The sequence below is a fragment of the Flavihumibacter stibioxidans genome, from assembly GCF_014332695.1.
Classification (GTDB): domain Bacteria; phylum Bacteroidota; class Bacteroidia; order Chitinophagales; family Chitinophagaceae; genus Flavihumibacter; species Flavihumibacter stibioxidans.
This window is the reverse complement of sequence record NZ_MBUA01000001.1, coordinates 385,714-412,119: the sequence shown is the minus strand read 5'-3', so window position 1 is coordinate 412,119 and position 26,406 is coordinate 385,714. Positions and strand designations below refer to the sequence as shown.

The following is a 26,406-nucleotide window of genomic DNA, read 5'->3' as shown; positions in this document are numbered from 1 at the left end:
TTGAAAAGACAGAAGGACTGTGCCGGGTCTCCCTTATAATTGAGAAAATCAGTTTAAATTAGCAGTTCACTAACTACCTGTTTATGGCAATCTGGAAATCGTATAAAATATCAGATGTAATCAATGAAATAGAAGAAGAAAAATTCGTTCTCCCCGTAATACAAAGGCGTTTGGTTTGGGATGAGGAAAAAATGGAGTTACTGTTTGATACACTCTTGAAAGGAGATTCCTTTGGTGGTATAATGGTGATTGAGGAAGAAAAAGGAAGTAAGCCGTTGTTTAATTACCGCTCTTTTACAAAAGATGGTGGCATCATTAATTCAAGGCAAGTAGATTCACTTACTCAATTGCAGCATTTCGTTATTGACGGGCAACAGCGATTGCAATCTTTCTATATTGGATTGAAAGGAAGTTTCAATGGTAAGGTGTTGTACTTTGATTTGTACAGCGATTATAATACCGAATTTGAATTTAAGTTTGAGAAAGAGGAAAGTAAACTTCCAAGGCAATCAAAAGGAAATGAAGACAGAACAATAGCTGAACATAACTGGTATCTTGCCAGTTCATTATTGAAAAGATTAAAAGATACCAACGATGAAGACCAGGTAGCAGAGGAGATAATAAAGACGCAGAATATACAAGATGCCATTCAAAGAAAGCATGTTGAGAAAAATATAAAGGCTTTTTATAAAAATACATTGACAGCAGATTGTCTTGGCATTTCAAAAGTGTCTGTAAATAAATCATTTGATGAAATAACCAACAAACAAAGAATAGTTGAACTGTTTAGAAGATTAAATGATGGCGGCACCAAGTTGTCTTCTTTTGATTTGGTAGCATCGGTACTCAAAGGTTTTGAATGGGAAATGGAAGGCTTTCTGGAAGAAACATTAAAGAGCTATGAAGAAATAGGATTAACACAGGATAACCTTATCAAGTTAATATTTCTGTTGCAGGACAATCATAAGAAAGAGATGGCAGCAATTGAAGCGCCGGATGCACAGTTTGCCATTAAGAACAGGGAAAGAATAAGAATTACACTTAAATGCCTTAAAGAGTTTCTCATTAATTGCAAACTGTATTATTATTATAAAGACGCCAACCGTTCATTTATTCCATTATTTTTTATCGCCTATCATCTTTTTCATAAGCAGATAAGCGATGGAGAATTGGAAAAATTCTTTGCAAATTTTGATGCTAAGAATACTGAACACCCCAAAATGGAGAAATGGATGTATCACTCCCTGATTAATGGAGTTTTCAAAAGTAAAGGTGCAGGGTGGATACCATATAAAACAGGCATCCGTAAGTTGCTGGATAAGATGCAGTATTTTAAGAACAAAGATTTTCCAACCGATGAATTGTTCCAGGTTTATGCCGACCATCCGATAACATTTACCCGAACATATACTATTGGCAATCTCGATGAATTGGAAAGTTCATTTGTTTATTATCTTATGTACGACAGAGGGCAGACCATACGAATAAATGACATTGACCATATCATGCCTAAATCACTATTAGAATCTCTGAAGATTGAGTCAGCCAAAATCAATAGCATCAGAAATTTTCAATTGATAGATTTCAGTACCAACAGGGGATTGAAGAATGCAAGTCCTTTCAAGGATTGGATTAATAGCCATGTAGATGACAAAGCAGCTTTTATAAAGCGGCATTTAATTCCGGTTGATGAAACATTGTGGACAGAGGACAGATTTGAAGACTTCGCAACTGCAAGAGCAAACCTGATATTCAATTGTATTTTAACCCATTTAAAATAGGTTCTGGAATTGGCTGTTTTAATACCTAAAATCAACTATTTTAAGAGAGGCAATGAAAGACAAATTATTCAAGAATCTCCTGCACAATGCAAAAGGTTATTCGGTACTCAATTCAGGTGGGCAGCTTGTTAAAGGATATAAGCCCGACACAGTATTGCAAAAGGGCAATGAGTACATTATTATGGAATGTGATACCGGAACCAGCAGAAAAGGATATTTAGGTGCAATGCTGAAAGCTGCAAGGTTTTTAAGCAATGAGAAAAAAGGTGTATTGGTACTGGTAATTAAGGAAAAGCCTAACACAAAAGTAAAGCAGATAGCAGAACATTTGCAGGAGTACCTGATATGGTTACAGCCGCTTACGAACCTGAACATTGTTTACCTGATAGAATCAAACAGATATTGCCCGGATGAGAATCCTTTAGAACTACTAAGTTCTGAATTTATAACAACTGCCACTATTATAAAATCAGATTAGTGGTTGATTGTGAAATAATGCTTACAACAAGATTTTTGAGTAGTTCAACATTTATTTATTTCCCTGCTTCAACCCACCATTTTTAAATAAGTAATACGCCGTTTGGTAATTTGCAATCGCCTCGTTTGCTAAGTTATCAGGGGATTTTGTTAATGGAACTTGTTCGTTTTTTATTTTGTTATACTGATAAGCTTCTACTTTTTGCTGTGGGTCTAATATAATGAATGTATCATTTTTTAGGTATCCCAATTTTTGATAAGTACCCAAAAGGATACGGGGTGTATAGTTATTGGACAGTACATTTTGACCATACAGATTACTGGTATAATTCCAGTTGAGTAAATGAAAGAGTGTAGGGTACAAATCAATTTGTGAACACATTGCCGTAATGGTTGAAGGTGCTTGCGCCGGCAGATTATAGATGATGGCAGGGATATGATATTTGGCTATGTCAATTTCATTTTTACCAGCACTGTTGGCACAATGGTCGGCTACAAAAATAAAGACGGTATTGGCAAACCAGGGTTTCTGTTTTACCTTCTTTAGAAATTGCCCTATTGCATAATCAGTGTATTTAACAGCACCATCTCTGCCGGTTCCGGATGGTATATCAATCTTGCCTTCCGGATAAGTATAAGGGCGGTGATTGGAAGTTGTCATTACAAAATCATAAAAAGGCTTCTGCTGGCTTGTTTTTGCATCAGCATCTCTTATCACAGCATCGTATAAATCTTCGTCACAAATACCCCAGGCATTTTTGAATTGAATGAATGAATCCGGGATTGTGGTACGGGTGGCTTTAAAGTTATCTTTTACCAGTGTGTTGCGCCGCTTATCAGTAACTGCATAACCGTTGTTTCCAAAATACATGTTCATATTGTCAAAGTAGCCATCACCCCCATAAAAAAACCCGGTTTCGTAGCCTTTTTGCTGAAAGATATAACCGATTGTGGTAAGGTTGTCATTATTCAGTCTTCTAACAATGCTGCTGCCCGGTGTAGGCGGTATGGCAAGGCTTAATGCTTCCATGCCACGAACTGTCCGTGTGCCGGTGGCATACATGCCGGTAAATAAAACACCTTCACCTGCCAATGAATCCAGCACGGGGGTAAGTTTATTGGTGTTTCCAAACTGGCCCATAAAATCGGCACTAAAACTTTCGATGGTAACCATAATTACATTCGGCATTTGAGGGCTGGCATTGTTGCCTATTTTTCTTTCAACAGACAATCCATCGTTTACAAAAGCAGTATTGCTGTCGGCAAATTGATTTCTTGCCAGATTAAATGCCGTTCTGTTATCAATTGTTTTATAGAAATGGTCGTAGCTGAGTTCGTTATTTTTAAATGCAGCAAAAAAGGAATAGATACCAGCTTTTGAAAGTTCATCCTGATAACGGTTACTGCCATTCTCCGCCAACGAATTTTTTATAAAGAAGGCATAAATAAAACTTAATCCAATTACAGTTCCACTTATCACTAATCGTTTTACAAAAGCTTCTTTGCCATTGAAGGTGTTTGCAAATATTTTTTTCTTGTAAAAAGCCCATACTATTATTGAAACGGCAATTAACATGGTGCTAATTAGTATTGGCAATGGATAGGATTCATTGATATTATTTATCACTTCAAAAGTGTAAATCAAATAATCAACGGCTATAAAATTAAAACGGCTTTCAAACTCCTGCCAGAAAGTAATTTCGGCAAAAAAGGAAAACATGATTATGAGAACGGCAATAAAAAATGCGGTATAGGTGATGATTTTATTAATGATGGTATTGCTCCACTTAACAGGAAACAGCAGCAAATACAACGCATAGGGCACACAAAAAAATACTGCTACTCCAAAATCAAATAAAAGGCCTTCTCCAAATATTTTCAATACTGCTGGTAAGGTCAACTGCAGTTTGGAGAAAGACATTAACAGCAACACAAAACGCAGCAGCAATGAAGCACAAAGAAAACAAAGCACAAAACGGAATAAGAGAGAATATGTTCCCTTCAGGTATTTTGATAGCATGATGATGAACTAAGGTTAAAACCGCAACATCATACAGCAATCTGAATAAATTCTGAATTTTTGGGCTTCTTCTCCCATTTTAATTAAAACTTGTAACTGTACCCAACCCGGAAAACCTGTGTTTCATAATAGTCCCTGCTGATAACCCTGAAGTTGGTGCCTTGAATATCCTTTTTAATCCGAAGGGTATTAAAAATATCAGTGGCATTTAAAAAGAGTTCGCCTTTATTTTTCTGAATGGCTTTTTTAGCACCGAAGTCCACCGAAAAACGTTGAGCAATTCGGCCCTGCGGAATAATGTCCGGCGCCAGGTAAATAGCGGTAAGCTGCAGGTCGGTATTTTTAGGAAGTTTTACAAGGCCGTTCAATTTTATATTTCCTGACCATGCTGATTCTTTGGCGGCACTATAAGTAACAGGAACCGGGTACTTGTTTACAGCGGTAAATGCACCGATGGTATTTTTATACAGCATGGCATTCACATTAAAACTAAAAGCTTTGTTCACAGTTTGATTAGCGATTAACTCCACACCAGTGTTCCATGCCTTATCCGCATTTTGAAATACAGAATAGATGATATTGCTTCCGGGAACCGTTGTACCAATTCTTGTAATAGTTTGTTTTGAAAATTTGTGATACAGGGCTGTATAGAGAAATCCATTGCTCCAGCTCGACTTATAACCAGCTTCTAAGGTTTGTGTAAACTGGGGCCGTAAAGCAGGGTTACCTACTTTTAAAATTTCCGGTTCATCATATTTGGGGAAAATGCGGATATCGCCTTCGTCAGGCCTGTCCACCCGGCGGTTGTAGTAAAGCGACAGTTTGTTATGCTCATTCAAATTATAACCCAGCCGCACACTTGGGAAAGGCTGAAAATAATTGTAGCCATCGCTTTTATAGGTGTTGTGATTGGGATTGACATCGTATTGAAGATTGACATACTCCATTCGCAGCCCTGCTTCCAACTCAAACTTTTTTGATTCATAAATATAATTGCCGTAAACAGCCGGTATCACTTCTTTATACTTTGCCCAACCGGCTGCATTTGTATCTAACGGCGAATTAATACCGGGAAAGAACCGCATATTGGTAGGAATATACCGCCACCTGAACTTTGTTCCGGTTTCAAACCGTCCATGTTTTAAAGGTTTTGTATAGTCAATGGTAAAGTCGGTTACATTTTCATCGGCAATAAGCATGAAAGTATCTTTACCTGTATATGCAGGCATAATATTGGTCAAAAAATATTTTTCATCTTCCCGGTGAAAAGTATAGTTCAGGCTCATGTTAAGCACATGCCCTGGCTGAGTAAACTTATGCTGGTAAATGGCCGAAGCGGTGGCTGCAGTGTTCACTTCATCTTCAAAAAACTGCCAGAGCCTTTTCCTTTCAGTAAGCTTGCTGTTGTAATAAGGAATATCACCATTGTCCTTTACGGCTTCACTGCTGTAGAGGCCGGAAATAGTAAGTGTGTTTTTATTATTGATAAACCAATCAATACCTGTGCGGACAGTGCCTGCTGTGGTAATGCGATTTCGTTGCACCTGCTGACGCACCGTATCTCCGTTTGAATAAAACCGTTCCGCAAAATCATTTCTGTTTAAGGTTTTGTTGTACAGATAATCACCCTGGAAAAAAGCATTGACTTTATTTTTGCGATAATTGAGACTTAGTGACGGATTGATTTTAGGCGTACCGCTGTATTGTGGTCTGATGCCCGGAAAGCTTTTCTCCTTCATCCATAATGCACCAAGACCTGTGGCAATACCAACCTTACCATTGAATCCGTTTTGCCTGGATTTTTTATAAATGATATTGATGATGCCTGCGTTACCGTTTGCATCATACTTTGATGAAGGATTATTGATGATTTCAATTCTTTCAATGGCAGATGCCGGAATATTATCCAATGCAGCCTGGTTACCAAATCCTGTTAAGGCGGTTTGTTTGCCATCAATAAGAATAGTTACCCGGTTACTGCCTCTTAGCAATACTTTTCCAGATTCATCTATGGTAACACCCGGTAGATTTTTCATAGATTGTAATAGCGAACTTCCTGCCTGGCTGATATTGTCAGACAATTTGAATGTCTTCTTATCCATTTTATCAGTTACTGCATCCGTTTTTGCAGTTACCACCACTTCGCTTAAGGCAGCACTTTGAGGGGCTAATTCGATGATACCAATATCAAAGAACTTATTGAGTTTACCTGCCAGAAAGGGGACAGTTTTTGTTACATAACCTACAATACTAACTTCCAGAAAGTAATTGCCTTCTGCTATATTCTGAATAGAAAACTGTCCTTTTTCATCCGTTACTACACCGGCCACAAAGCTGCTGTCTGCCGCTTTTTTCAAAACTACATTCGCAAAAGTCAATGCAGATTTATCAGTACCATTTTTAACCGTACCGGATAATACGGCATTACCGGATTGTGCCGAAGCCATTATTGAAAAACATACAAATGCCAATGCTAAGAAGTATCTCATCAAATAAATTTTTATGTGCAAAGTATAACCGTGATTCTGAAAAGAAACTGAATTTATCCGCTTATGCGAAGATAATTTTTAAAGTATCAGCACAAAAGTTCCTGCTATAATCAACACTGCGCCAATCGCAGTTTTTATTGTTAAAGCCTCTCCCAAAAATATAACAGATAAAATAATCGTGAGTGCCACACTTAGTTTATCTACGGGTGCTACCTGCGATACTTTACCAATCTGCAATGCTTTAAAATAAAATATCCAGGATAAGCCGGTGGCGATGCCGGAGATAATAAGGAAGATGATATTTTGTTTTGATAAAGCGGCTATTCCTTTCGTTTCGCCTCTTGCCAATACAATACCCCATGCCACTATCAAAATAATTATGGTACGGATAGCTGTTGCTAAGTTTGAGTTTACTCCTGCAATACCAACTTTTGCAAAGATGGCCGTAAGAGATGCAAACAGCGCAGATAATAAAGCGTAGAACCACCACATGGTATGAGATTTAAGTTTTTATATTATTATGCTGCTACATTATCCGGTGCAAACTTTTTATTTTTATACGCCACATGCATCAGGCTGGGCAATACAATCAGCAACAATGGCAGCGCCACAATGAAACCACCTATTACAGCGATGGCCAGCGGCTGGTGCAGTTGTGCACCGGTGCCAATACCCAATGCAATTGGCATCAAAGCTATTATTGCGCCAAGTGCAGTCATCAATTTAGGCCGCAACCTTGTAGAGATGGAATAGATAATAGCTTTGTCAACATTCTTTGTTTGCAGCAGCGAATCCCTGAATTGCAAAAAAGTAAAAATGGCGTTTTCGCCAATGATACCTACAATCATAATAAGACCGGTATAGCTTCCAATATTTAACGGGGTATTGGTAAGATATAGCACCATATAACTACCGCTGATACCCAAGACTGCAATCAATAAAATCATCAATGCCACTTTAAAATCACGGAATAAAAAAAGGATAACACAAAAAACCAACAGGCTGCTTGTTATTAAAATCATCAACAGTTCACTGAAAGATTTTTGCTGGTCGGCATAGGCACCGCCATACACAATATGATACCCTTTGGGCATTACTACTTTTGCGGCCACTTCCTTTTGTATATCCTTCATCACACTGCCAAGGTCACGGTTATCAAGCCTGCCGGTTACCACACCCATTGACTGTAAATCTTCTCTCTCTACTTCTGCATCACCGGGATTCAGTTTTATATCAGCTAAATCGGAAATGGGTTTCAACTTACCGTTCGGTAAAAAAATCTGCATTCGTTTTATATCTTCCACACTCAGGTTTCTATTGCCTGGAAAAACTACCCGTAAAGAAGAAAGTTGTTGCTTATCAAAAACAGTACCTACTATATTTCCTTCTAAGGCTGTTTGCAACTGATATTGCAGGCTGGCAGGTGTAATGCCATACTGTGCCAATGTTATAGCATCTGGCTCAATTGAAATAGAAGGCCCGGCAATTACGATTCCATCAAATACATCGGCTGTGCCTTTAACATTGGTAACAACATTGCTTACCTGTTTAGAAAGCTCCTGTAGCTTTTTCAGGTCGTTACCAAATATTTTCACTTCAATAGGCTGCACCGATGTCATTAAATCTCCGAGCATGTCGCCAATTACCTGTCCAAAATCAATCCGCAGGGCAGGTTGCGATACTTCAACTTTTGCCCTTATTTCGTCTATTACCTGGTTTGAATTTCTCTTTCGTTTCTTCTTCAACTGTATCAGGTAATCGCCCCGGTTGGGTTCTGTAATGAAGAAGCCCATCTGCGTTCCTGTTCTTCTTGAATAAGTTTCTACTTCAGGTATTGATGTAAATATTTTTTCCGCTTCTCTCAACATTCTATCGGTCTCTTCTAACGATGTACCCGGTGGCGAACTATAATCCAGTACAATACTTCCTTCATCCATCTCTGGTAAAAAACCTGTTTGCAGTTTTGGAAGCACATAATAAATACTGGCTGCCAGTAAAAGCATAAACAATACACTGATGTACGGCTTTTTGATAAAGAAGCCTACCCATTTTTGATTATGAACTGTGTGGGGATGAGTGGATTCTTTTAATCTTTTTAAACGCTGTTTAGCAGTCAATACTTTTTTCTTGGTTCTGCTTAATAATAAATAAATGACTGGTAACCCTAACCATGTAACAAAGAATGAACACACCAGTGTTATAATCATCGTATCGGTCATCACTTTAAAATAAGCTCCGGCCACACCTGTCATTAATATGAAGGGAAGGAAAATAACAATGGTGCTAAGTGAAGAACCAACCATTGCCGGAAATAAATATTGAATGGCTTTTTGCAAAAGCGTTCCTGTTGGCTCCTGTGGATGTTCCTCGTGGGTGCGGTGTATCTGTTCCACCACTACAATAGCATCGTCTATTATCAAACCAATGGCTGCCGCCATTGCACCAAGGGTCATAATATTAAACGTTTGCCCGGTGGCATAGAGTACGATTAATGTAAGCAATAATGTAACCGGAATAGTTATAAGAATTACGGTGCTTGCTTTAAGTGAACGCAGAAAAATAATCGCCACAATTATTGCTAAAGCCAGCCCAATCCACAAACTATCTGTAACACTTTTAATAGAGTCTTTTACAAAATCAGCCTGCACATAAAAAGGAGAAATAGTTACACCTTTTGGCAATACTTTTCTTAATTCATCTACTTTTTTCTGCATCTTGCCCGATAAGTCAACCAAGTTTGCGTTGGGCTGCTTTACTACCGCCAATAAAACTGCAGAATGTCCGTTCGCATTTATTTTTACATATTCTTTTGCCTCCTGAATTGTTACCGCTGCAATATCCTGCAGCGTTACAATTCGTTTTCCGTTATTACTGATAACTAATTTTTCAACTTCTGCTTTCGTATCAACCACGGCATCGGTTACAGTCAAATACATTTGCCGGTAGTCAGACAAATACCCGTTGGATTTTATAAAGTTAGTGGCATTGAGTGCGGTGATGATGGCATCAGGAGTAATACCGAGGGTACTCATCTTCCCTACATCCAGGGTAAGCCAGTACTCTTTCGTCTTACCACCAATAACCCTTATTTCACTTACTCCATCCACCTGCGACAGGAAAGGTTTGATGGTATATTGTGCCAATAGCTTTTCTTCAATTGGCGACAGGTTAGGGGCTTCCAATGTATATCCTATAACCGGAAGAATAGATGGATTCATCCGCTCCACTGTTATCTGCACATCTGGTGGCAGAATATTTCTTATCTGGCTTATTTTTGATTCGATGCGTTGCTGGCTTACATCCATATTGGCCTTCCAGTCCATATAGGCGCTGATTTCGCAACTGCCACGGCTGGTAGTACTGCGGATTATTTTTAAATCGGGCACCTGCTTCACTGCATTTTCCAGTTCACGGGTAACAGTAATCATCATTTTATTTACCGGCTGCTGTCCGGCATCTGCAATAATTTTTATTTTAGGAAAGGTAATTTCGGGAAACAATGCAGACTGCATTTTGCCATACGAAAAGATGCCAGCCATAATGATGATGGCCAGTATGATGGTGATGGGGTTCTTATGCGAAACAAAATAATTTTTCATTGCCTTTTTTGTTATTGCTGAATAGTTACCTTGGCCGTATCACCTAAACCATAATTGCCAGTAAGTAAAATTTTATCTGCCATAGAAAACTGAGGGGAGAGTACTTCCACACTGCTGCTGTTTTCCAATCCTTTTTTAATTGGCACTTTTACGGCAGTAACACTGTCAATCAACTTCATTACCCAAAACTCACTTTGCGTTTCATCAGTCAATACGGCATCTTTCGGTAACGATAAGGCATTGGGCTTACTCTTTTTTACCAATATCACTTTTGCAATCAATCCTTCGGGTATTTGCTGGCTGTTGTTTACTTTAATAACGATGCTTTGTGTTTGAGATACGGGGTCAACCGTTGGCATTTGAGAAGCTACATATCCGTTTAGTTGTGTACCATCAGGCAGTTTCAACAAAACATTTTTGTTGCCTGACAGAAATGGCTTTAATTCATAAGGAAGGTCTAATAAAAAACAGAAACTATTTTTGTCACTGATAATGGCCAACTGTTCGCCGTCTGTTACATAATCTCCATCACGGTAGTTAAGTGTGGTTACATAGCCTGTTCCCGGTGATTTAATATGAATTATACCCGTAAATCGGAATGATGAATCCAGCACATTGATAGTATTACCGAGAGCTTCGGCTTCTTTGGTTTTAATAACAAAAACTTCCTGGCCACGGTTGATAAACCTTCCAAGCTGGGCATTTACAGATTGTAAATAACCGGTGGCATTCGCTTTTATAAAAGTCTTCAACTGAAAAGCTGAGGTGGCGTTTAACTCAATACTTTCAGTTAACGGACCAGTACTGATGCTGGTTACTGTTACCGGTGTACCTGCTTCTGCATTCATCTCATTAGCTGTTGGTGCAGCTTTATCTTCGCCACAACCTGCAAGCATCCCTGCAAGGGATAACAATATGCCAATATGTTTAAGTTTTACCTGCATGTTTCTATTGTTTTCTGTTCCAGTAATTGATTTGGTTAAGTATCTGCAATCGGGCTATTGAATTTTGAGTGATAATATTTTTTGCATTCAGGTAGTTGCCAATAGCTATTATATAGTCAGCTATCCTTACATCACCTGTTACTAATTGCTGCCGTTGTGCTTTAATCAGGCCATCGGCGTACTTTATCTGTGTAGAAGTTTGTTCAATCAGTTGCTCCGTTTGCGAAAGCTGTTGTTGCAGTTGGATAATTTGTTGTTGATACTGTTTAGAAAAGAAATCACGGTAATTCTGCCGGTTCTGTTCAGCAATACTATTTTTCTGATGCAGCATTTTGCGCTGCCTGCCATCATAAATAGGAACAGTAACTGTAACTCCTGCACTTATGCCAAAGTTTCTTAATGGTGTGGCGATAAATGAAGAATTATAACCGCCATCCGCATACAAACCCATACGTGGCTTATAAGCAAAATCTATCTGCTTGTCTGCAGCAATAATTTTAAGGCTGTCAATATGAAACTGCTGATAGAAAACAGTTTGTTCAATTGGAGGCAGGTTTATGTCTAAACCGGACGGTGCATTTAACACAGTAAACGCTGTATCATTAAGCCCGGTAATATAATTCAAGGTAGCAAAATCATTCTGGTATTGAATCCGAAGTTGTTTTATCAATAATTCCTGTTGCTGCACATTCACCAAAAAAGAAAGAAAGTCGGTTTGTTTGTAAACTCCTTTTTCTGCCAGTCGTTTTAAAATGGCTTCTTCTTCTTTTAACAGGGTAAGCATTTCCTGGTTAAAATTAATTTGTTGCAAGTCGCCGTAGGTGGTAATGTATTGTTGGGTGATGCTGCGTTTTAAATCCTGCTCCGATATTTTTCCCTGGTTCTGCAAGCCCAGATTTTGTAATTGTATGGCGAGGTATTGATTGTTTAAATTCTGTTTGCCAACTATCGTTTGCGATACACTCACCAATGCGTTGTAAGTATGAATATTCGTGATGGCTCCATCATAGCCCCAGTTTTTAACTACTGGTGCGTAAGTGCCCGCCGTACTGCCATTTACCAGTGGCCGAAAGTTTGCCCGCAATCGCTGGCTATCTATCTTATTGCTTTGCACTTGGTACTGGTAATCTTTCAGCAACGGGCTGTTTTGAAGCCCAGAGTTAATATAATAATCCAGGGTCTTTTGTGCCCCGGCATGTCCGGCTATTATCAGCATGAACATTACTAAAAAATATTTACCCATTGGCTTAAACATTTTACCACCTGCTAAAATAAAAAAAATGCAGCTACCGGTAAATTATGGCGATAACCACCAGTAGCTGCCATTAAATATCCTTTACTTATCAATACTCAATTAGTGGTCGCAAACTATCGCACCTTCTTTGCTAAAAATAACCTCTTTGGTAGTTGTTCCTTTAGTCAGGTCAACAAGATACTGCACAGTTTTATCTGCCAGTTGCAGTTTTTCAATTTGCTCACCGGCTTTATAGTCAGCATATTTTGCGGTTATGGCATCCCTTACTTTATCAGGAGCCGTTTTCATCGGCACATCTTCTTCCTGCTGCACAAAGCTACCGTCGGGTTTAAAAATCAAAGACAAGTTTGGTGCCCCCGATTTTGTAACAGCAACATCTATCGCATCGCCACCCTGGCAAAGAGGATCAGATACCGCTTTTGTCATTGCATAACCGTTATAATTTATTTCTATAAATTTTTTTATACCAACTGGCAAATTTTGCAGTGGCATTTCACCTGCGGGTAAAACAGTTGTAGTTGCAAGAGCTGTATCTTTTTTATCAGTTTCTGTTTTTTCCTGTTGCATTGTTTCTGTAGCTTCATCCTTTTCATCTTTTTCGTTTTTCTCATTATCACAGCTGGTAACAAAAAGAGCAAAAGTGACTACTAAGGCGGGCAGGAACATTTTATTCAGTTTCATTTCTTTTAAAGTTATAGGTGTAGAATAATTTTACATAGTAAAGCTCACAACTAATTCTGAAGAAAATCTGAATGTTTACATAAGATTTATACCTTTTCCCCTCATATAACCAAGAGTTTGTATTACAAATGAACCCTTATTATTAATGCGGCATTAATCTTTTATAGAACCATTTCTTTGCTAATTCTGCCGTAATAATATAGCAGGTTACAATACCTGCCATCCACAGATAAAAAACGGGCGGAAGTTCAGCAAATCCAAACAGGTTAGCTAAAGGGGTAAATGGCATCACTAATACAAATGCAACTACCAGCAATGTTGCTACAGTTAAATATTTACCCGGCAGGCTCTTAAAAAAGGGTAACCTGGTACGTACAACCAATACGATTAATGTGGCAGAAATTACCGATTCTAAAAACCAACCCGTTTGAAATAATTTTTCTCCGGCCTTTAAATAATATATCAACACTCCAAAAGTTAAATAATCAAACACTGAACTGATAAGGCCAAACACAATCATAAAACGCTTAATAAAACGGATATCCCATTTGTGTGGTGTAGCTATGCTTTCGGTATCAACCGTGTCGCTTGCAATTGCCATTTCAGGAAAATCGGTTAACAGATTTGTAAGTAAAATTTGCTTGGGAAGCAATGGCAAAAAAGGTAAAAATAAAGAAGCTCCTGCCATGCTGAACATATTGCCGAAATTAGCACTGGTTGCCATAAACACATACTTCATGGTATTGGCAAATGTCTTTCTTCCTTCCAAAATTCCGGCTTCCAGTACTTGTAAATCCTGGTTGAGCAATACAATGTCTGCAGCTTCTTTAGCAACATCCACAGCCGTATCTACCGATATGCCTACATCTGCCGCATGTAAAGCGGGGGCATCATTTATTCCATCACCCATAAAGCCAACCACATTGCCTGCCTTTTTTAAGGCTAATATTATTTTTTCTTTCTGATTCGGTTCTACCTCAGCAAAAATATGTGCAGTTTGTGCTTGCTGGATAAAAGCTGCATCACTCATTTGCCGAATCTGCGAACCAGTGATGACGATGGCATCATTCATCCCTATTTGCTGAGCAAGGTTTTTTGCAACAAGGGCATTGTCGCCTGTTATAATTTTTAAAGATACTCCTGCCTTTCGTAAATTTTCAATAGTTTGCTTTGCTTCATTTTTAGGAGGGTCATACAAAGTAATAAAACCGGCAAAGGTCATTTCATTTTCATCCTGCTTTGTAAAATCTCTGTTATCTGTATTTTTATAAGCAACACCCAATGTTCTGTATCCATCAGCACTTAAGTTTTCATACTGCTTAATTAATCCGGTTTTTACAGATGACAATGCTACGATTTCACATGGTCCTGTTTCTGCAAAACTGCAAACTTCCATTATATTATTAAAGGCCCCTTTTGTAATGGCCATCATTTTACCATCAACTGCCACCTGAATGGTGAGCCGTTTACGGATAAAATCATAAGGAATTTCTGTTTGCACCTGTGCTGTAGGTTTCTTTTCATTGTAACTATTACAAATGGCTTCGTCAAGTGGGTTATGAAAGCCCTTTTGCAGCGAAGCATTTAGCCATGCATAATACATTGTTTTATCTGACCGATTCCCGTCAATACCCAATGCATCCTTCACATTTACTTTACCGGCAGTAATGGTTCCTGTCTTATCAGAGCATAAAATATTCATGCTCCCAAAATTTTCAATAGACGACAGCCGCTTTACTATTACCTTTTTCCTCGCCATAGAGGATGCACCTTTAGACAGATTGATAGTAATGATTGCAGGTAAAAGCTGAGGTGTGAGGCCTACTGCTAATGCCAATGAAAAAAGAAATGAATCAAGCACCGGTTTATGTAACAGAACATTTACAGCAAAAATGATGACAACCAGAACCAATGTAATTTCCATGAGCATATAACCAAAATGCCGAATACCTTTCTCAAAATCAGTTTCGGGAATCTTTGTCAGCAGCCTGGCAGATATTTTTCCAAATTCGGTTTGCTTACCTGTGGCCACTACTACCACTTTAGCTGTACCGCTGATGATATGAGAACCCATAAATACAGTATTGCTTCGTTGCGAAAGAGAAGCCTCTGCACTTACGATACCGGCATTTTTCTCAACCGGAAATGTTTCCCCGGTAAAAGCAGCTTCATCTGCATATAATTCTTTTGATTCAATAAGCAGCCCGTCGCCTGGGACAATATCCCCGGCCGAAAGCAGCACAATATCTCCGGGAACAACTTCTTCAACAGGTATTTCTTTTGTTACATCATTACGAAGTACTGAACATTTTATCTGTACCATTTTCAGCAATTGAGCCACTGCATTGGCAGCTCCTTTTTCCTGCCAAAAGCCTAATATGCTGCTCAGGAAAATAATTATGAAGATGATAACAGCATCTGTATTATCTCCCAGAATAATAGACAAGATGACTGCAAGCATCAGTAATATGGTAAGGGGGCTTTTAAACTGCAATAAAAACAACAGCAGCCCCGAAACTTTGGAGGATTGTTTAATGGTGTTGGGTCCATTTATTTTTAACCGCATTGCAGCCTCGGCATCTGACAACCCGTTTTTCATTGATTGTAAAGCCAGAAATACTTCATCACTATTTAAAGACCAAAATGATTGAGTTGTTTTATACGGGGAGACGTTCATATTTATGCAGTTAAAACTTTTATTTTATTGATATTCATTGATGACTTCTCTGTATTTGCAATTAAGTTAGTCATAAATAAACCGAGTTTCGTTAATTGTTTATTTTACTTAACTGATTTATTCATCATAAGCTTAACTGTATCATTAACTATTAAGTTAGCAAAAAGAAAAAAGCCAAGTGTTGCAGCAACTGCAGCAACAGGCAAGTTTGAAAATCCCTTAAAGCCCAATAACAGTAAAATGCAAACTATAATAATATCAGAAATAATTATTGCTAGCAATGTCATACTAATCCGTTCTTTATAAAAACGTTTATCTGTGCGAATAACAAGTATAGATATAATACCTGAAAAAAACAGGCAGGCGAAACCCAGAGAGTGATATGTACCGGTGTCAGTAAGGTTAAAAAATGATTTGGCAAAAAAGAACCATACGGTGCATTCTGCAAACAACAGAAATCCTATAAAAATCCCTTTTTTTATTAATGGCCTTATATTCCAGTTGGCCGGCTGGCGGCTCCAGCTTACTTTATCCACTGATAATGCCAGTACCACGAAGTCAATTAAAAAAAGCATCAGCACCATATCAATTGTGGCCACAACAAATTGTTTGGTAACGATAAATGATACACAAACAAATAAAATGGTTTGTATTGTCTTTGCAATTTTATTAACCGTATAATTGGATATCCTTACATGGATACTTCGGCCTACTTTGATTAATTCAAGAATTTGCTGAAGCCCTTCTTTTAATAAAATAATGCTTGCGGCCTGCTTGGCAACATCAGTAGCATTTTTAACAGCTATTCCAACTTCTGCCTGTTTAAGTGCAGGGGCATCATTTACACCGTCCCCGGTCATTCCCACAACCTGCTTTTCAAGTTGCAGCTTTTTTACAATGTTAAATTTATCTTCGGGTAGTACTTCTGCAAATCCGTTATGGGTTTGTATGGCTGAATAGCCAGCGTCATTTGCAAACTGAGAACGTACATCCGCAATAGAAACTATATTGTTGCCAATACCAGCCTGTTCTGCTATTTCCTTTCCAATCGGTAATGCGTCGCCTGTCAGCATTTTAATATCAATACCCAAGTCTTTTATTTTTGCAAGCATTTCATAGGCATCAGGACGGGGAGGGTCGTACAGTGCTGCAATACCGGCAAAAGCAAATTGGTCGTTTCTTTCTGTCACAGCAACTGCAATTGTTTTAAACCCTTTATGTGCCCATTCATCTACTTTTTCATCCAGGTAAAATTCCTTTACTCCGCATAAATTTTTAATTGCCGTATATGCCCCCTTTGCAACAGTAATTGTTTTTTCATCAGTCTCTATTACCGCTTCTGTATGTTTTAGTATTGCATTAAAGGGAGTAAATTTTACCTGCTTGTATGCCTTTTTTAGTAGTGATTGTTTTTCTGCTTCATTAATAAAGGCAATATCAATTACATCTTCATTGGCCTTTACCGATGCCATCGTACCATAAGTTAAAACATCTTCCTTTGAAAAAGTACCGGCAGCGATGATTTCCTGTAATGTTAATTCGTTTTTAGTTATTGTTCCTGTTTTATCTATGCATAATGTAGTAAGGGTAGCAGCATCTTCTGTTGCGCTTAACCTGCTTACCAGTAACCCATTTTCAGCCAGTTCTTTTGAACCTTTTGCCATACTGATGGTAAACATGGCCGGAAGCCCAACCGGTACAGCAGAAACCAGTAAAATCAAAATAAGCGGAAGGATGGAAAGAAAACTTTGCCCGCCAATTAATCCTATTGCTGTGGTTATGGCAAGAATAGAAATAACGGCAATGAACAATACCCGAACCACTTTGGCGACTACTTCTTCCATGTGCATTTTGTGGCTGGCTGTCATTACCAGCTTTGCTGTTTTTCCAAAGAAAGTTTGAATACCAATTGACGTAACTATTGCAGTGCCTTCGCCGCCTTTAGCTACAGAGCCTGCATAAAGTATATCGTTTTCTTTAGTTTCAATCAACGCTGTTTCTCCGGTCAGGGCCGATTTATCAGCCCTTATTTCTCCTTCCAGCAGTTGCATGTCCGCTGTTAAAAAATCACCCATGCGGATACGTACTACATCTCCCGGCACCAGTTCCCTTGATGGAATTTGCTTCCAGTTCCCATTTCTGAGTACCCTTACCATTATCTGTAATTGCTGCTGGATTGCAGCCACCGTCCTTACGGCTTTAAGCTCATTAAAAAAGCCAATGAACCCGTTAAATAGTAACAAACCGGCAATAACAAAGCCATCAAAAGTTTTATGGAGCAGAAATGAAATAACGATAGTAGCTTCCAGCATCCATGCGGTCAGGCCCCAGAATTTACGCAGCAATAAAATAATTGGTGATGTGTGCTTTTCTTTTACTTCATTATACCCATATTGCAAACGGAGTGATGCAACATCAGTATCAGACAAACCTGTTAAAGGTTTAGTTGCTAAAATAAGCGGAGCATTTTCTTTATTGGTTTCTTTATAGTTATTATATCCGGGCATCTTTAGTAGTGCATATTTATTAAGTTTCATCATTTAACGCTGCGGCGGCGCTTACAAGTTGTTTTCTTTTATCACTATCTGCAACAGGATAAATTACATTTATTTCCTCCAGTGCATGTACAATAATGCGGCTTATAGCAACCCGGCTGAACCATTTTTCATCAGCCGGGATGGCATACCAATGAGCATTGTGTACTGAGGTATGACTTAACATGCTTCCATAAGCATCCTGGTATTTATCCCATAATTTTCTTTCTCCTAAGTCACTATAGTTAAATTTCCAATTTTTATCATCATCATTAATCCGCTGCAATAACCTGCTCTTTTGCTCTTTTTTTGAAATATGTAAGAAGAATTTTAAAATTGTTGTACCGGATGCCGTCAATTGTTTTTCAACTGAATTAATGGTTTCAAATCGCTTATCCCAAAATTCAGCGTTCACATCATCAGTTGTAGCGATGCCTGGTAAACTTTCTTTCAACAGTAATTGCGGATGAACTCTTGTAACCAGCACATTTTCGTAATAAGAGCGGTTAAAGATGCTTATAAATCCCTTTAACGGTAAAGCTGCATAATGCCGCCACATAAAATCATGAGCCAGTTCTGCTGCTGTTGGTTGTTTAAAACTTGTTACACTACAACCTTGTGGATTGATACCGGAAAATATGTGACGGATGCAACTGTCTTTACCAGCTGTATCCATTCCCTGAAAAATAATCAAGATTGCTTTTTTGCCTTCGGCGTACATTTTTTGTTGCAGATGCTGCATTTTCTTTACGTCATTCACCAGCATTTCTTTTGCTTCTGCTTCACTCTTAAAAAAATGTTGAGAGCCCTTTGTTTCCAACTGGCTCAACCGTATGTGGTCGCCTGTCTTTATCTTAAATTTTTCATGCATGATTCTTTTATTTAAGTTCTGGCAATCTTTTTTCAATAAGTTCCGTCAGGTATTCCAGTTTTTCTTTCAATTCCTTTATTTCCTGTTCAGCCTTTTTGTTTACTTCAAAATCGTTATCTGCCAACATCTCTGCATGTTTTCCCTGAATGTTTTGCCCTATCATTATCAATGGCATAAGGAAAATCTGAATCATGTTAGATATAAAAAGCCAGAGCAGAAAATCCGGGGCCGGGTCAAACTGCATGGTTTTGGGAGCCATCAAATTCCATAACAGCCAGATTGCTGTCCAGGAAAAAATGACATAAAAAAAAGTCATTGTACCAATCTTCCCGGTTATCCACGAGGCAAAGCGTTGTGACCTGCTTAAAGAATTTTTGTGGTACTCATTTACATTTTTTAAAGAAACGGTAGGTTTCATTATGTTTTATTTCTATTTCTTGTTTTTTAAGCTCCAAATAATTTTGCCACACCAAAAGCAGCGGCTGCAGCCAAGGCTCCAATTATCATTACCTTAAAAGCTCCTTGCCAAACCGGTTGTCCTGTTACTTTGCTTTTGAAGTAACCAAATATAAATAAACAAATCAGTGCAACAATTGCACTGATTTTCAAACCTTCATCTGGCGTAGCCGTAAAGAAATAAGGAAGTAGTGGTATTAAACCTCCGGCAGCATAAGACAAACCAATAGTAGCAGCACTTTTACCTGCCCTGTTATAGTCCGGTTTTTCTAAGCCCAGTTCGTACTTCATCATAAACTTAATCCACTTCTCTTTATCCTTTGACAATTCATCGGCAAGCATCGTCTGGGCATTTGCACTAAAGCCATATTCGGCAAATATTTCTCTTACTTCTTCCTTTTCTTTTTCCGGCATATTATCCACTTCATAACTCTCTTTAGCCATTTCTGATTTATAATGGTCCCACTCAGTACGGCCGGCAAGATAACCACCCAATCCCATTGCAATACTTCCGGCAATGATTTCTGCTATACCTGCTGTAGTTACTATATGATTATCTGACACTGCACTGCTAATACCTGCCGCAAGGGCAAATGGAACAGTAAGTCCGTCACTCATGCCGATAACTATATCTGTAATAAAATCAGAACTCTTTAAATGCCTCTCCGGATGTATCATTTCGCTTATTTATGCTCATGAGTAATTACCAATACCGGTACTTTACTGTGGCGGATAACATGCTCGGCCACACTGCTCAATAGTAAATGTGATATACCCGTTCTGCCATGGGTGCCAATTACAATATAATCTGCATCCCACTCATTGGCCGTTTCTACAATTTTAGCGGCAGGTTTACCATCTTTAATAAATGTCCAGTTCTGTTTGATGCCAAATTCCGATTGCAATCTCACAAATAATTCCCTTGCTTCTTTATGTAAATCTTCCAGGTAATTCTGTGCTGTATAACCACCTTCACCTATAAATCCTGTAGCATCGGCTGCATATATAAAACCAATTTCGGCATTTAACAATTTTGCCAGTTCAATGCCGTGCTGTACCACATTTTCTGTAAGTGGGCCGCCTTCTGTTGCAATTAAAATCTTTTTCATAATGTGTTATTTAAGTATAAACATCTGTTATGGTTTTTTAACTGTTCTTGAATATGAGCTTCTGATATGTGTAATATTTGCAATGACGAGTATTGTAAAAAAGAAAGCAATCATCAGTTCCATAGAAACAAATATTTGTGCATTGGTACTGTTGGGTTTTATATCTCCAAAACCTGCGGTGGTAAACACTGAAATGCTGTAGTAAATAAAGCTGATGAATTCTGTAATGATATTTTCTTTTGGAATAGTACCGGCAAAAGAATCGGAACTTATCCTGAACAGACAATAATAATCAATAGCAAAAGAAACAATTACTAAAAGGATACTTACTACTACAAAAGACATAAATTCATGAAAAAAGAATTCTTTATGGGCAGTTTCTTTGATAGTTTGAAATACAAAGAATATAAAGTACGCAGCTTTTGCAATACTAAGAACAAAGAGCAATACTTCATTGGTAACAGGGTCAGCTAATCCATAATAATCCAGCAGAAAAATAAAAAGCCCAATAAGGATGACTGTAAAATATTTATATGTTGATTTGATGTGCCCCATATTCTAAAATAAAATGCTGTTATATTTAAAACCGGTGAACCATACCCAATCCAATGCTGCCATTCTGATAGGAAGGCATTACCATTGTATTCATTGGTTTATCTTTAAAAAGTTTGTGCTGAATTTTCGGATAGAGCCAATAAGCCAGTTTAGTAGAAATTATACCAACACCGGCGCCAGCTACCACATCACTCAGCCAGTGCTTGTTGTTATACATTCTTAAATAGCCGGTGGTAGCCGCCATTGCATAGCCTGCTACGCCATACCACGGTGAAACATCCTTGTATTCCTGTCGTAAAAATTCGGCATTGGCAAAGGCTTCTGCGGTATGGCCAGATGGGAAAGAATTATATTTGGAACCATCGGGCCGCAATTGGTGCGATATTGATTTCATTGAATAGACTGTTCCATTCGTTATAATGTTCGACATTAAAAAAAGCATGGTTCTGTCTCTCAGATTATGCTTTGCCTTGATGCCAAAAGCATCCAAACCAAAAACCATTGCTGCCGGTACAAATTGCAGATAGTTGTCTATATGAATTTGTTTGTGCGGATGTTCGGCATACATCTCGTCTTTAAATTCTCCGTTTAATCTTTGCAGTCCGTCATTTTCAATGGCTGTAATACCATAAGCTACCATTAAGCCGGGTATGATGTAAGACTTTGCGTTGAATGATTTTTTGTGAGGTGGCAGCCGCCAGGAAAGGTTTCGCCGTGTTGAATCCTTTACAAATAAATTGCTTGCAGTAGAATCAGTAACTTGTGCATTGGCATTTGCTGCCAATATGAATAGCGACATTAGAAAAACAGTGGTTGATTTAGAGTGTTGCATGATGATTGAATTAATGTAAACGTATAGTTGAATTCTGAACAAAAACTGAATGAGAACTAAGAAGGTAAATAAAAAGGGATGTATTGCTACACCCCTTTGCCATTGACCCTTAACCTTAGTATATGAAAAACCTAACCATGAAAAATTAGTCTTTTACTTCTTTTAAGAATTTACCGGCGGCATCAAAAATCACATCTTTACCTTTTACTTCGGCTTCGTAATTCACCTCGCCGTTTGCCTTTGTGATTTTTGCAGCTTCACTTATTTTACCCATTTTATGCTGTGTTACATAGCTGGTGGCCGCTGCTGGTAATTGGGTAACAGGTATCTCCATTTCGGTTTCGTCCACCGTGCCGTTAGCATTGTACAGCACACTCATTTCATGCCCGTTGTGTTTGAAGCCAGCTTCGTACTTACCGTCTTCGTTATCCCACTTGGCTTTTGTGCCGGGATATTGCTTTTCAAATGCCTGCTTTACTGCGGCAGGAACATTTGCATGTTCTTTCTTTTCATTTTTTTCATGATTTTGTGCAAAAGTGGCGGTTGTAATAGAAGCTGCTGCAACCATCAGCATAAGATACTTTTTCATTTTGTTTGTTTTTAATTTTTAAAATATAATTGTAAAGCTTTATTTCAATTCTGTAGAAACACTGTAGATTTTAACAGAATAAGGATTTTAACGTTTCCTCAAATTGGTTGGCTGACTTTTATGAAGTTGCCCTCTTTTGTAAACAGGATTTGTTTGTTTCCAACAGCAACTCTATACCTGATTTCTCCGGAAGACTTTCTGATTTTTACTGCACCGGTTATTTTTTCATTTTTATAATTTTTCTCTACGTAGCTATTTATACCTGCAGGCACAGATGCTACAGAAATGACTGTTTCCCTTTCTGACCATTTTCCATCATTGTTAAATGATACCGCCCCTTTGTAATTACCGTCGGAGAAACTGGCTATATAAAGTGTATCCACTTTGTTCCAGGATGCCTTTTTAATGCCGGGATACATTTTTGCAAACGCTTCTTTGATGACTACCGGCACTCCTGAATCCGTTATTTTTTGCGCCTGCACCGCAGCTAAACTAAAATACAAAAGGCCAACTGCTAATAATTGTTTCATAACCTTGTGATTTAATTTGATAGAATAAAACTATACCTGCATACTGTACAAATACTGAATTTTAAAAGCATTGATGTTAAATAAAATCAAAAGCAATGCAATCATATTCTCACAACTGGTCTATCAACTGAAGCATCATTTCTTTCCAGTAATTTGGGTTGTAATTAATATCTGCATTTCCAAACCGCACAATAATAATATTCTTTGCCGGGTAGATGTACAATAACTGCCCATACAAACCAATTGGATAAAAACTGTTATAGGCCACAGGCCCGATGCCCATGTTATAACCATAAGAAATTTTGCCCCCCTGTTCAGTATTGCGGTTGATGCTTTCCTCAATCCATTGTTGAGGAATTATCTGCTTTCCGTTCCAGTTCCCTTTATTTAAAAGTAACCTTGCAAATTTTGCAAAATCAAGTGTCCGGGCATTCAGGCAGCAAAATGCTTTTTCAATGGCGGCACTGTCATTCCTGTCTGTACTCCATAATGCAGGGGCTTCCGTGCCAATTTGATTCCATATTTTTTGTTGCAGGTAATTGCTGACTGTTTTGCCAGTTGTTCTTTCAAGTATTAATGCCAGCAAGGATGGATTTTCACTTTGATAATCGAAATGTAAACCCGGCGGCTCCCTGATGGCTGATGCCAGAATATTTTTTCTAAGTGTGGTGCCATAATAAAACTGTAACTGGTCTGATTCAGGATTAAATACACTCTCCGTAAATTTTAATCCTGATGTGTGCCGAAGCAAATCTTTTATGGTGATTAAATTATAACCGGGCTTGTCTTTCCATTCAGTTATATAATCAGTTATTGGGTCATTTACAGTTTTTATATAACCTTCTTTAATTGCAATACCAACAAGCATGGTGATATATGCTTTTGCAATGGAAAAACTGGTAACATTTTTGGTTGCTGAATAATTGCCAGCATAGTACTCGAACAATAAACTGTCGTTTCTTATAACAGCAAAAGAAATTGTTTTATGCAGTTTTACAAATTGATTTAAGGTAACACCTGTTGCGTTAAGTGATTTGTTTTCGATACGGATATGCTTTACCACATCGGGTGTATCGTTTGTTTTTTTAAAATTGAATATGGAAGAATATGGCCCCTGTAATACGGTGCGGTAAGGGAAACGTTTTGCATCCTTTTCATCGGGCAAATTGTAATACACCGGTTTTATTATTTTACAGGAGCAGCATACTGCCAGTAAAAAACAGAAAGTTAGTATGGTAAAGTGCCGGTTCATTTTATAGTGGAATTGCTTTTCTGATTTGTTTTGCTTTAGTTCTGTGCCACCAGGTGGTTACCTTGCCCGACAGATATCCAATTGCAATAGCCAGCGGATAGTCGCCAGCCCAATGCACTTCTGTATTCATCATTGCAAATGCTGATAATCCTATTAATGTATATCCAGCAGGTTTTATCCATTTCTTTTCGGGATAGTTATAAGACAGCACAGTAACAGTAGCCATCATGGTGGACAGATGCCCCGATGGGAAGGCATCGTAAGCACTGGTGTTTTTTTGATAGTCACCAAAAGATGGAAACGGTTGCCATCGTCCTCCACTCTGTGTAGCCATAAAAGGGCTTTCCCTTCCAGTGATGCGTTTTATAATTTGAGTGGTTACTCCCATCGTAATAAATGTCTCCGCCAAATCTGTTGCTGTATTAATTGCCCGCCAGTCCTTTCTTATTTTTCCATAAATCCATAAGCCACCGGCAAGCATCATGCTTGTACCGCCTTCCCCAATCTGGTACAATGCAGTATTCAGGTTTTTGGGTATTTTAATAATTTTTGTTGTACCGAATTTCAGCAAGATGTTATAATCGGTCTGTGGGTTCAATCCTATATCATTACTTCTGTTCTTTACCCAATTAATTATCTCCTGGTCTTTTGCTATAAATATGGCAGTGCTGGCTGCAACCGCAGTAAGGCCAATCCAGTTTCGTTTTTGTATTGGCGACTTTGTTATATACCATAAATCAGCAGGAACTTTAGCAAGGTTCCTGAACAAATTTGGTTTTGAAAAAGTGAGTGTATCAGATTTGTAGAAATACTGAACTGTATCATTAATTTGATTTCGCTGAATACGGTGCTGAGAAAGTGAAGATGTACTACATGCTATCAGAAATAAAAATAAAATGACTGTTTGCTTCATTAATTTAAAAGAGGGTTATGATTATTTTCCTGCAAAAGAATGAACAAGTGAAAAGCCAACAGTTTTATTCTGATAGTAAGGCATCACCATTGTGTTCATTGGCTTGTCTTTAAAAAAAGTCCGCTTAATGGAAGGATAAATCCAATAGGCCAGCTTGGTAGAGATGATGCCAATGCCTGCACCGGGTGCCAAATCCCGGAACCAATGCCGGTTGTTATACATTCGCAGGTAGGCGGTGGTAGTAGCCATGGCGTAACCAGCAATTCCATACCAGGGCGACACATCTTTGTACTCCTGGTGAAGAAATTCAGCCGCCACAAATGCCGTTGCCGTGTGGCCTGAAGGAAATGCATTGGTGCCAAAGCCGTCAGGCCGTTGCACCCTTGTTATGGCTTTTAAAGATTGCACCGTAATACCCATCATGGCATTGGACAAAAGATAAATCATTGTTCTGTCCCGGAAATTGTTTTTACCTTTTATACCCATCGCATTCAAGCCATATACAGCCGCTGCGGGTGCATACTGCAGGTAATTATCTATCGTAATGGGTTTGTGAGGTTTTTCTGTCCATATTTCTTCTTTGATACTGTTGTCAAAATTTTTCAATCCATCATTTTCCAGTGCAACAAATCCATAGGTAATTAACCCGGCTGGTATCAGCAACGACTTAATTCTCTTACCCTTTTCATTCATTTCGGTCATACTTGTTTTGAATGATTCAAAAGGTTTTGCCGGGGCCTGTGCATTGTTCAGGTGGGTGCTGTCAGAAACCTGTGCATTTAACAATGCTGAATTAATAAGTGTAAACAGCATTATTGTAAATAACTTTTGCATATTCGGTG

22 protein-coding genes are annotated in these 26,406 nt (G+C 38.4%); 2 read left to right on the top strand and 20 right to left on the bottom strand.

What is annotated here, in order from left to right:
* The first annotated feature begins 83 nt into the window (after positions 1 to 83).
* On the top strand, positions 84 to 1,781 hold the full coding sequence (locus BC349_RS01715; RefSeq protein WP_187255026.1) for a DUF262 domain-containing protein: 1,698 nt from the start codon (positions 84 to 86) through the stop codon (positions 1,779 to 1,781).
* Between the two features lie 52 nt (positions 1,782 to 1,833).
* Positions 1,834 to 2,259, top strand: coding sequence for a hypothetical protein (locus BC349_RS01710; RefSeq protein WP_187255025.1), 426 nt, complete (start codon positions 1,834 to 1,836; stop codon positions 2,257 to 2,259).
* Between the two features lie 51 nt (positions 2,260 to 2,310).
* On the opposite strand, the gene BC349_RS01705 is transcribed toward BC349_RS01710, so the two are convergent.
* From BC349_RS01705 to BC349_RS01610, 20 genes are all read right to left on the bottom strand, one after another.
* Positions 2,311 to 4,278, bottom strand: a complete 1,968-nt coding sequence (locus BC349_RS01705) for an LTA synthase family protein (protein ID WP_187255024.1) — start codon at positions 4,276 to 4,278, stop codon at positions 2,311 to 2,313.
* Between the two features lie 83 nt (positions 4,279 to 4,361).
* Positions 4,362 to 6,767, bottom strand: coding sequence for a TonB-dependent receptor domain-containing protein (locus BC349_RS01700; RefSeq protein WP_187255023.1), 2,406 nt, complete (start codon positions 6,765 to 6,767; stop codon positions 4,362 to 4,364).
* Positions 6,768 to 6,845: 78 nt separating this feature from the next.
* A complete protein-coding gene (locus tag BC349_RS01695; protein ID WP_187255022.1) occupies positions 6,846 to 7,259 on the bottom strand; it encodes an EamA family transporter in 414 nt (137 codons plus the stop codon).
* A 26-nt stretch (positions 7,260 to 7,285) separates the two neighbouring features.
* Positions 7,286 to 10,366, bottom strand: coding sequence for an efflux RND transporter permease subunit (locus tag BC349_RS01690; protein ID WP_187255021.1), 3,081 nt, complete (start codon positions 10,364 to 10,366; stop codon positions 7,286 to 7,288).
* A gap of 11 nt (positions 10,367 to 10,377) precedes the next feature.
* Positions 10,378 to 11,310, bottom strand: coding sequence for an efflux RND transporter periplasmic adaptor subunit (locus tag BC349_RS01685; protein WP_187255020.1), 933 nt, complete (start codon positions 11,308 to 11,310; stop codon positions 10,378 to 10,380).
* A 4-nt stretch (positions 11,311 to 11,314) separates the two neighbouring features.
* Positions 11,315 to 12,532, bottom strand: coding sequence for a TolC family protein (locus BC349_RS01680; RefSeq protein ID WP_187255019.1), 1,218 nt, complete (start codon positions 12,530 to 12,532; stop codon positions 11,315 to 11,317).
* Positions 12,533 to 12,664: 132 nt separating this feature from the next.
* Positions 12,665 to 13,246, bottom strand: a complete 582-nt coding sequence (locus BC349_RS01675) for a PepSY-like domain-containing protein (RefSeq protein ID WP_187255018.1) — start codon at positions 13,244 to 13,246, stop codon at positions 12,665 to 12,667.
* Positions 13,247 to 13,388: 142 nt separating this feature from the next.
* Positions 13,389 to 15,923, bottom strand: a complete 2,535-nt coding sequence (gene mgtA, locus BC349_RS01670) for a magnesium-translocating P-type ATPase (RefSeq protein WP_187255017.1) — start codon at positions 15,921 to 15,923, stop codon at positions 13,389 to 13,391.
* A 104-nt stretch (positions 15,924 to 16,027) separates the two neighbouring features.
* The gene (locus BC349_RS01665) at positions 16,028 to 18,430 is read right to left on the bottom strand and encodes a plasma-membrane proton-efflux P-type ATPase (protein ID WP_187255016.1); all 2,403 of its coding nucleotides are present in this window, start codon (positions 18,428 to 18,430) and stop codon (positions 16,028 to 16,030) included.
* 19 nt (positions 18,431 to 18,449) lie between these two features.
* The gene (locus BC349_RS01660) at positions 18,450 to 19,328 is read right to left on the bottom strand and encodes a PPK2 family polyphosphate kinase (protein ID WP_187255015.1); all 879 of its coding nucleotides are present in this window, start codon (positions 19,326 to 19,328) and stop codon (positions 18,450 to 18,452) included.
* A gap of 7 nt (positions 19,329 to 19,335) precedes the next feature.
* Positions 19,336 to 19,644: a DUF1003 domain-containing protein gene (locus BC349_RS01655; protein ID WP_222840046.1), complete on the bottom strand. Its 309-nt coding sequence runs from the start codon at positions 19,642 to 19,644 to the stop codon at positions 19,336 to 19,338.
* 128 nt (positions 19,645 to 19,772) lie between these two features.
* Positions 19,773 to 20,462, bottom strand: coding sequence for a VIT1/CCC1 transporter family protein (locus BC349_RS01650; RefSeq protein WP_187255013.1), 690 nt, complete (start codon positions 20,460 to 20,462; stop codon positions 19,773 to 19,775).
* A gap of 5 nt (positions 20,463 to 20,467) precedes the next feature.
* Positions 20,468 to 20,893, bottom strand: a complete 426-nt coding sequence (locus BC349_RS01645) for a universal stress protein (protein WP_187255012.1) — start codon at positions 20,891 to 20,893, stop codon at positions 20,468 to 20,470.
* Positions 20,894 to 20,920: 27 nt separating this feature from the next.
* The gene (locus BC349_RS01640) at positions 20,921 to 21,448 is read right to left on the bottom strand and encodes an ion channel (protein WP_187255011.1); all 528 of its coding nucleotides are present in this window, start codon (positions 21,446 to 21,448) and stop codon (positions 20,921 to 20,923) included.
* 25 nt (positions 21,449 to 21,473) lie between these two features.
* Positions 21,474 to 22,280: a phosphatase PAP2 family protein gene (locus tag BC349_RS01635; RefSeq protein WP_222840045.1), complete on the bottom strand. Its 807-nt coding sequence runs from the start codon at positions 22,278 to 22,280 to the stop codon at positions 21,474 to 21,476.
* A gap of 145 nt (positions 22,281 to 22,425) precedes the next feature.
* A complete protein-coding gene (locus BC349_RS01630; RefSeq protein WP_187255010.1) occupies positions 22,426 to 22,869 on the bottom strand; it encodes a PepSY-like domain-containing protein in 444 nt (147 codons plus the stop codon).
* Positions 22,870 to 22,967: 98 nt separating this feature from the next.
* On the bottom strand, positions 22,968 to 23,399 hold the full coding sequence (locus tag BC349_RS01625) for a PepSY-like domain-containing protein (RefSeq protein ID WP_187255009.1): 432 nt from the start codon (positions 23,397 to 23,399) through the stop codon (positions 22,968 to 22,970).
* A 109-nt stretch (positions 23,400 to 23,508) separates the two neighbouring features.
* Complete coding sequence (locus BC349_RS01620) at positions 23,509 to 24,576, bottom strand: serine hydrolase (RefSeq protein WP_187255008.1); 1,068 nt, start codon at positions 24,574 to 24,576, stop codon at positions 23,509 to 23,511.
* A gap of 76 nt (positions 24,577 to 24,652) precedes the next feature.
* Positions 24,653 to 25,564, bottom strand: coding sequence for a phosphatase PAP2 family protein (locus tag BC349_RS01615; protein ID WP_187255007.1), 912 nt, complete (start codon positions 25,562 to 25,564; stop codon positions 24,653 to 24,655).
* A gap of 21 nt (positions 25,565 to 25,585) precedes the next feature.
* Positions 25,586 to 26,398 carry a phosphatase PAP2 family protein gene (locus BC349_RS01610; protein ID WP_187255006.1) on the bottom strand — a complete coding sequence of 271 codons (813 nt, stop codon included), beginning with the start codon at positions 26,396 to 26,398 and terminating at the stop codon, positions 25,586 to 25,588.
* Positions 26,399 to 26,406: the final 8 nt, after the last annotated feature.

Excerpts from the sequence above, each read along its gene's own strand:
- BC349_RS01640 (WP_187255011.1), bottom strand. The coding sequence starts at position 21,448 with ATGGGGCACATCAAATCAACATATAAATATTTTACAGTCATCCTTATT.
- BC349_RS01705 (WP_187255024.1), bottom strand. The coding sequence starts at position 4,278 with ATGCTATCAAAATACCTGAAGGGAACATATTCTCTCTTATTCCGTTTT.
- BC349_RS01665 (WP_187255016.1), bottom strand. The coding sequence starts at position 18,430 with ATGCCCGGATATAATAACTATAAAGAAACCAATAAAGAAAATGCTCCG.
- BC349_RS01630 (WP_187255010.1), bottom strand. The coding sequence starts at position 22,869 with ATGAAAAAGTATCTTATGCTGATGGTTGCAGCAGCTTCTATTACAACC.
- BC349_RS01650 (WP_187255013.1), bottom strand. The coding sequence starts at position 20,462 with ATGATACATCCGGAGAGGCATTTAAAGAGTTCTGATTTTATTACAGAT.
- BC349_RS01660 (WP_187255015.1), bottom strand. The coding sequence starts at position 19,328 with ATGCATGAAAAATTTAAGATAAAGACAGGCGACCACATACGGTTGAGC.
- BC349_RS01685 (WP_187255020.1), bottom strand. The coding sequence starts at position 11,310 with ATGCAGGTAAAACTTAAACATATTGGCATATTGTTATCCCTTGCAGGG.
- BC349_RS01715 (WP_187255026.1), top strand. The coding sequence starts at position 84 with ATGGCAATCTGGAAATCGTATAAAATATCAGATGTAATCAATGAAATA.
- BC349_RS01700 (WP_187255023.1), bottom strand. The coding sequence starts at position 6,767 with ATGAGATACTTCTTAGCATTGGCATTTGTATGTTTTTCAATAATGGCT.
- BC349_RS01655 (WP_222840046.1), bottom strand. The coding sequence starts at position 19,644 with ATGACTTTTTTTTATGTCATTTTTTCCTGGACAGCAATCTGGCTGTTA.
- BC349_RS01690 (WP_187255021.1), bottom strand. The coding sequence starts at position 10,366 with ATGAAAAATTATTTTGTTTCGCATAAGAACCCCATCACCATCATACTG.
- BC349_RS01625 (WP_187255009.1), bottom strand. The coding sequence starts at position 23,399 with ATGAAACAATTATTAGCAGTTGGCCTTTTGTATTTTAGTTTAGCTGCG.
- BC349_RS01615 (WP_187255007.1), bottom strand. The coding sequence starts at position 25,564 with ATGAAGCAAACAGTCATTTTATTTTTATTTCTGATAGCATGTAGTACA.
- BC349_RS01680 (WP_187255019.1), bottom strand. The coding sequence starts at position 12,532 with ATGTTCATGCTGATAATAGCCGGACATGCCGGGGCACAAAAGACCCTG.
- mgtA (WP_187255017.1), bottom strand. The coding sequence starts at position 15,923 with ATGAACGTCTCCCCGTATAAAACAACTCAATCATTTTGGTCTTTAAAT.
- BC349_RS01710 (WP_187255025.1), top strand. The coding sequence starts at position 1,834 with ATGAAAGACAAATTATTCAAGAATCTCCTGCACAATGCAAAAGGTTAT.
- BC349_RS01675 (WP_187255018.1), bottom strand. The coding sequence starts at position 13,246 with ATGAAACTGAATAAAATGTTCCTGCCCGCCTTAGTAGTCACTTTTGCT.
- BC349_RS01610 (WP_187255006.1), bottom strand. The coding sequence starts at position 26,398 with ATGCAAAAGTTATTTACAATAATGCTGTTTACACTTATTAATTCAGCA.
- BC349_RS01645 (WP_187255012.1), bottom strand. The coding sequence starts at position 20,893 with ATGAAAAAGATTTTAATTGCAACAGAAGGCGGCCCACTTACAGAAAAT.
- BC349_RS01635 (WP_222840045.1), bottom strand. The coding sequence starts at position 22,280 with ATGCAACACTCTAAATCAACCACTGTTTTTCTAATGTCGCTATTCATA.
- BC349_RS01695 (WP_187255022.1), bottom strand. The coding sequence starts at position 7,259 with ATGTGGTGGTTCTACGCTTTATTATCTGCGCTGTTTGCATCTCTTACG.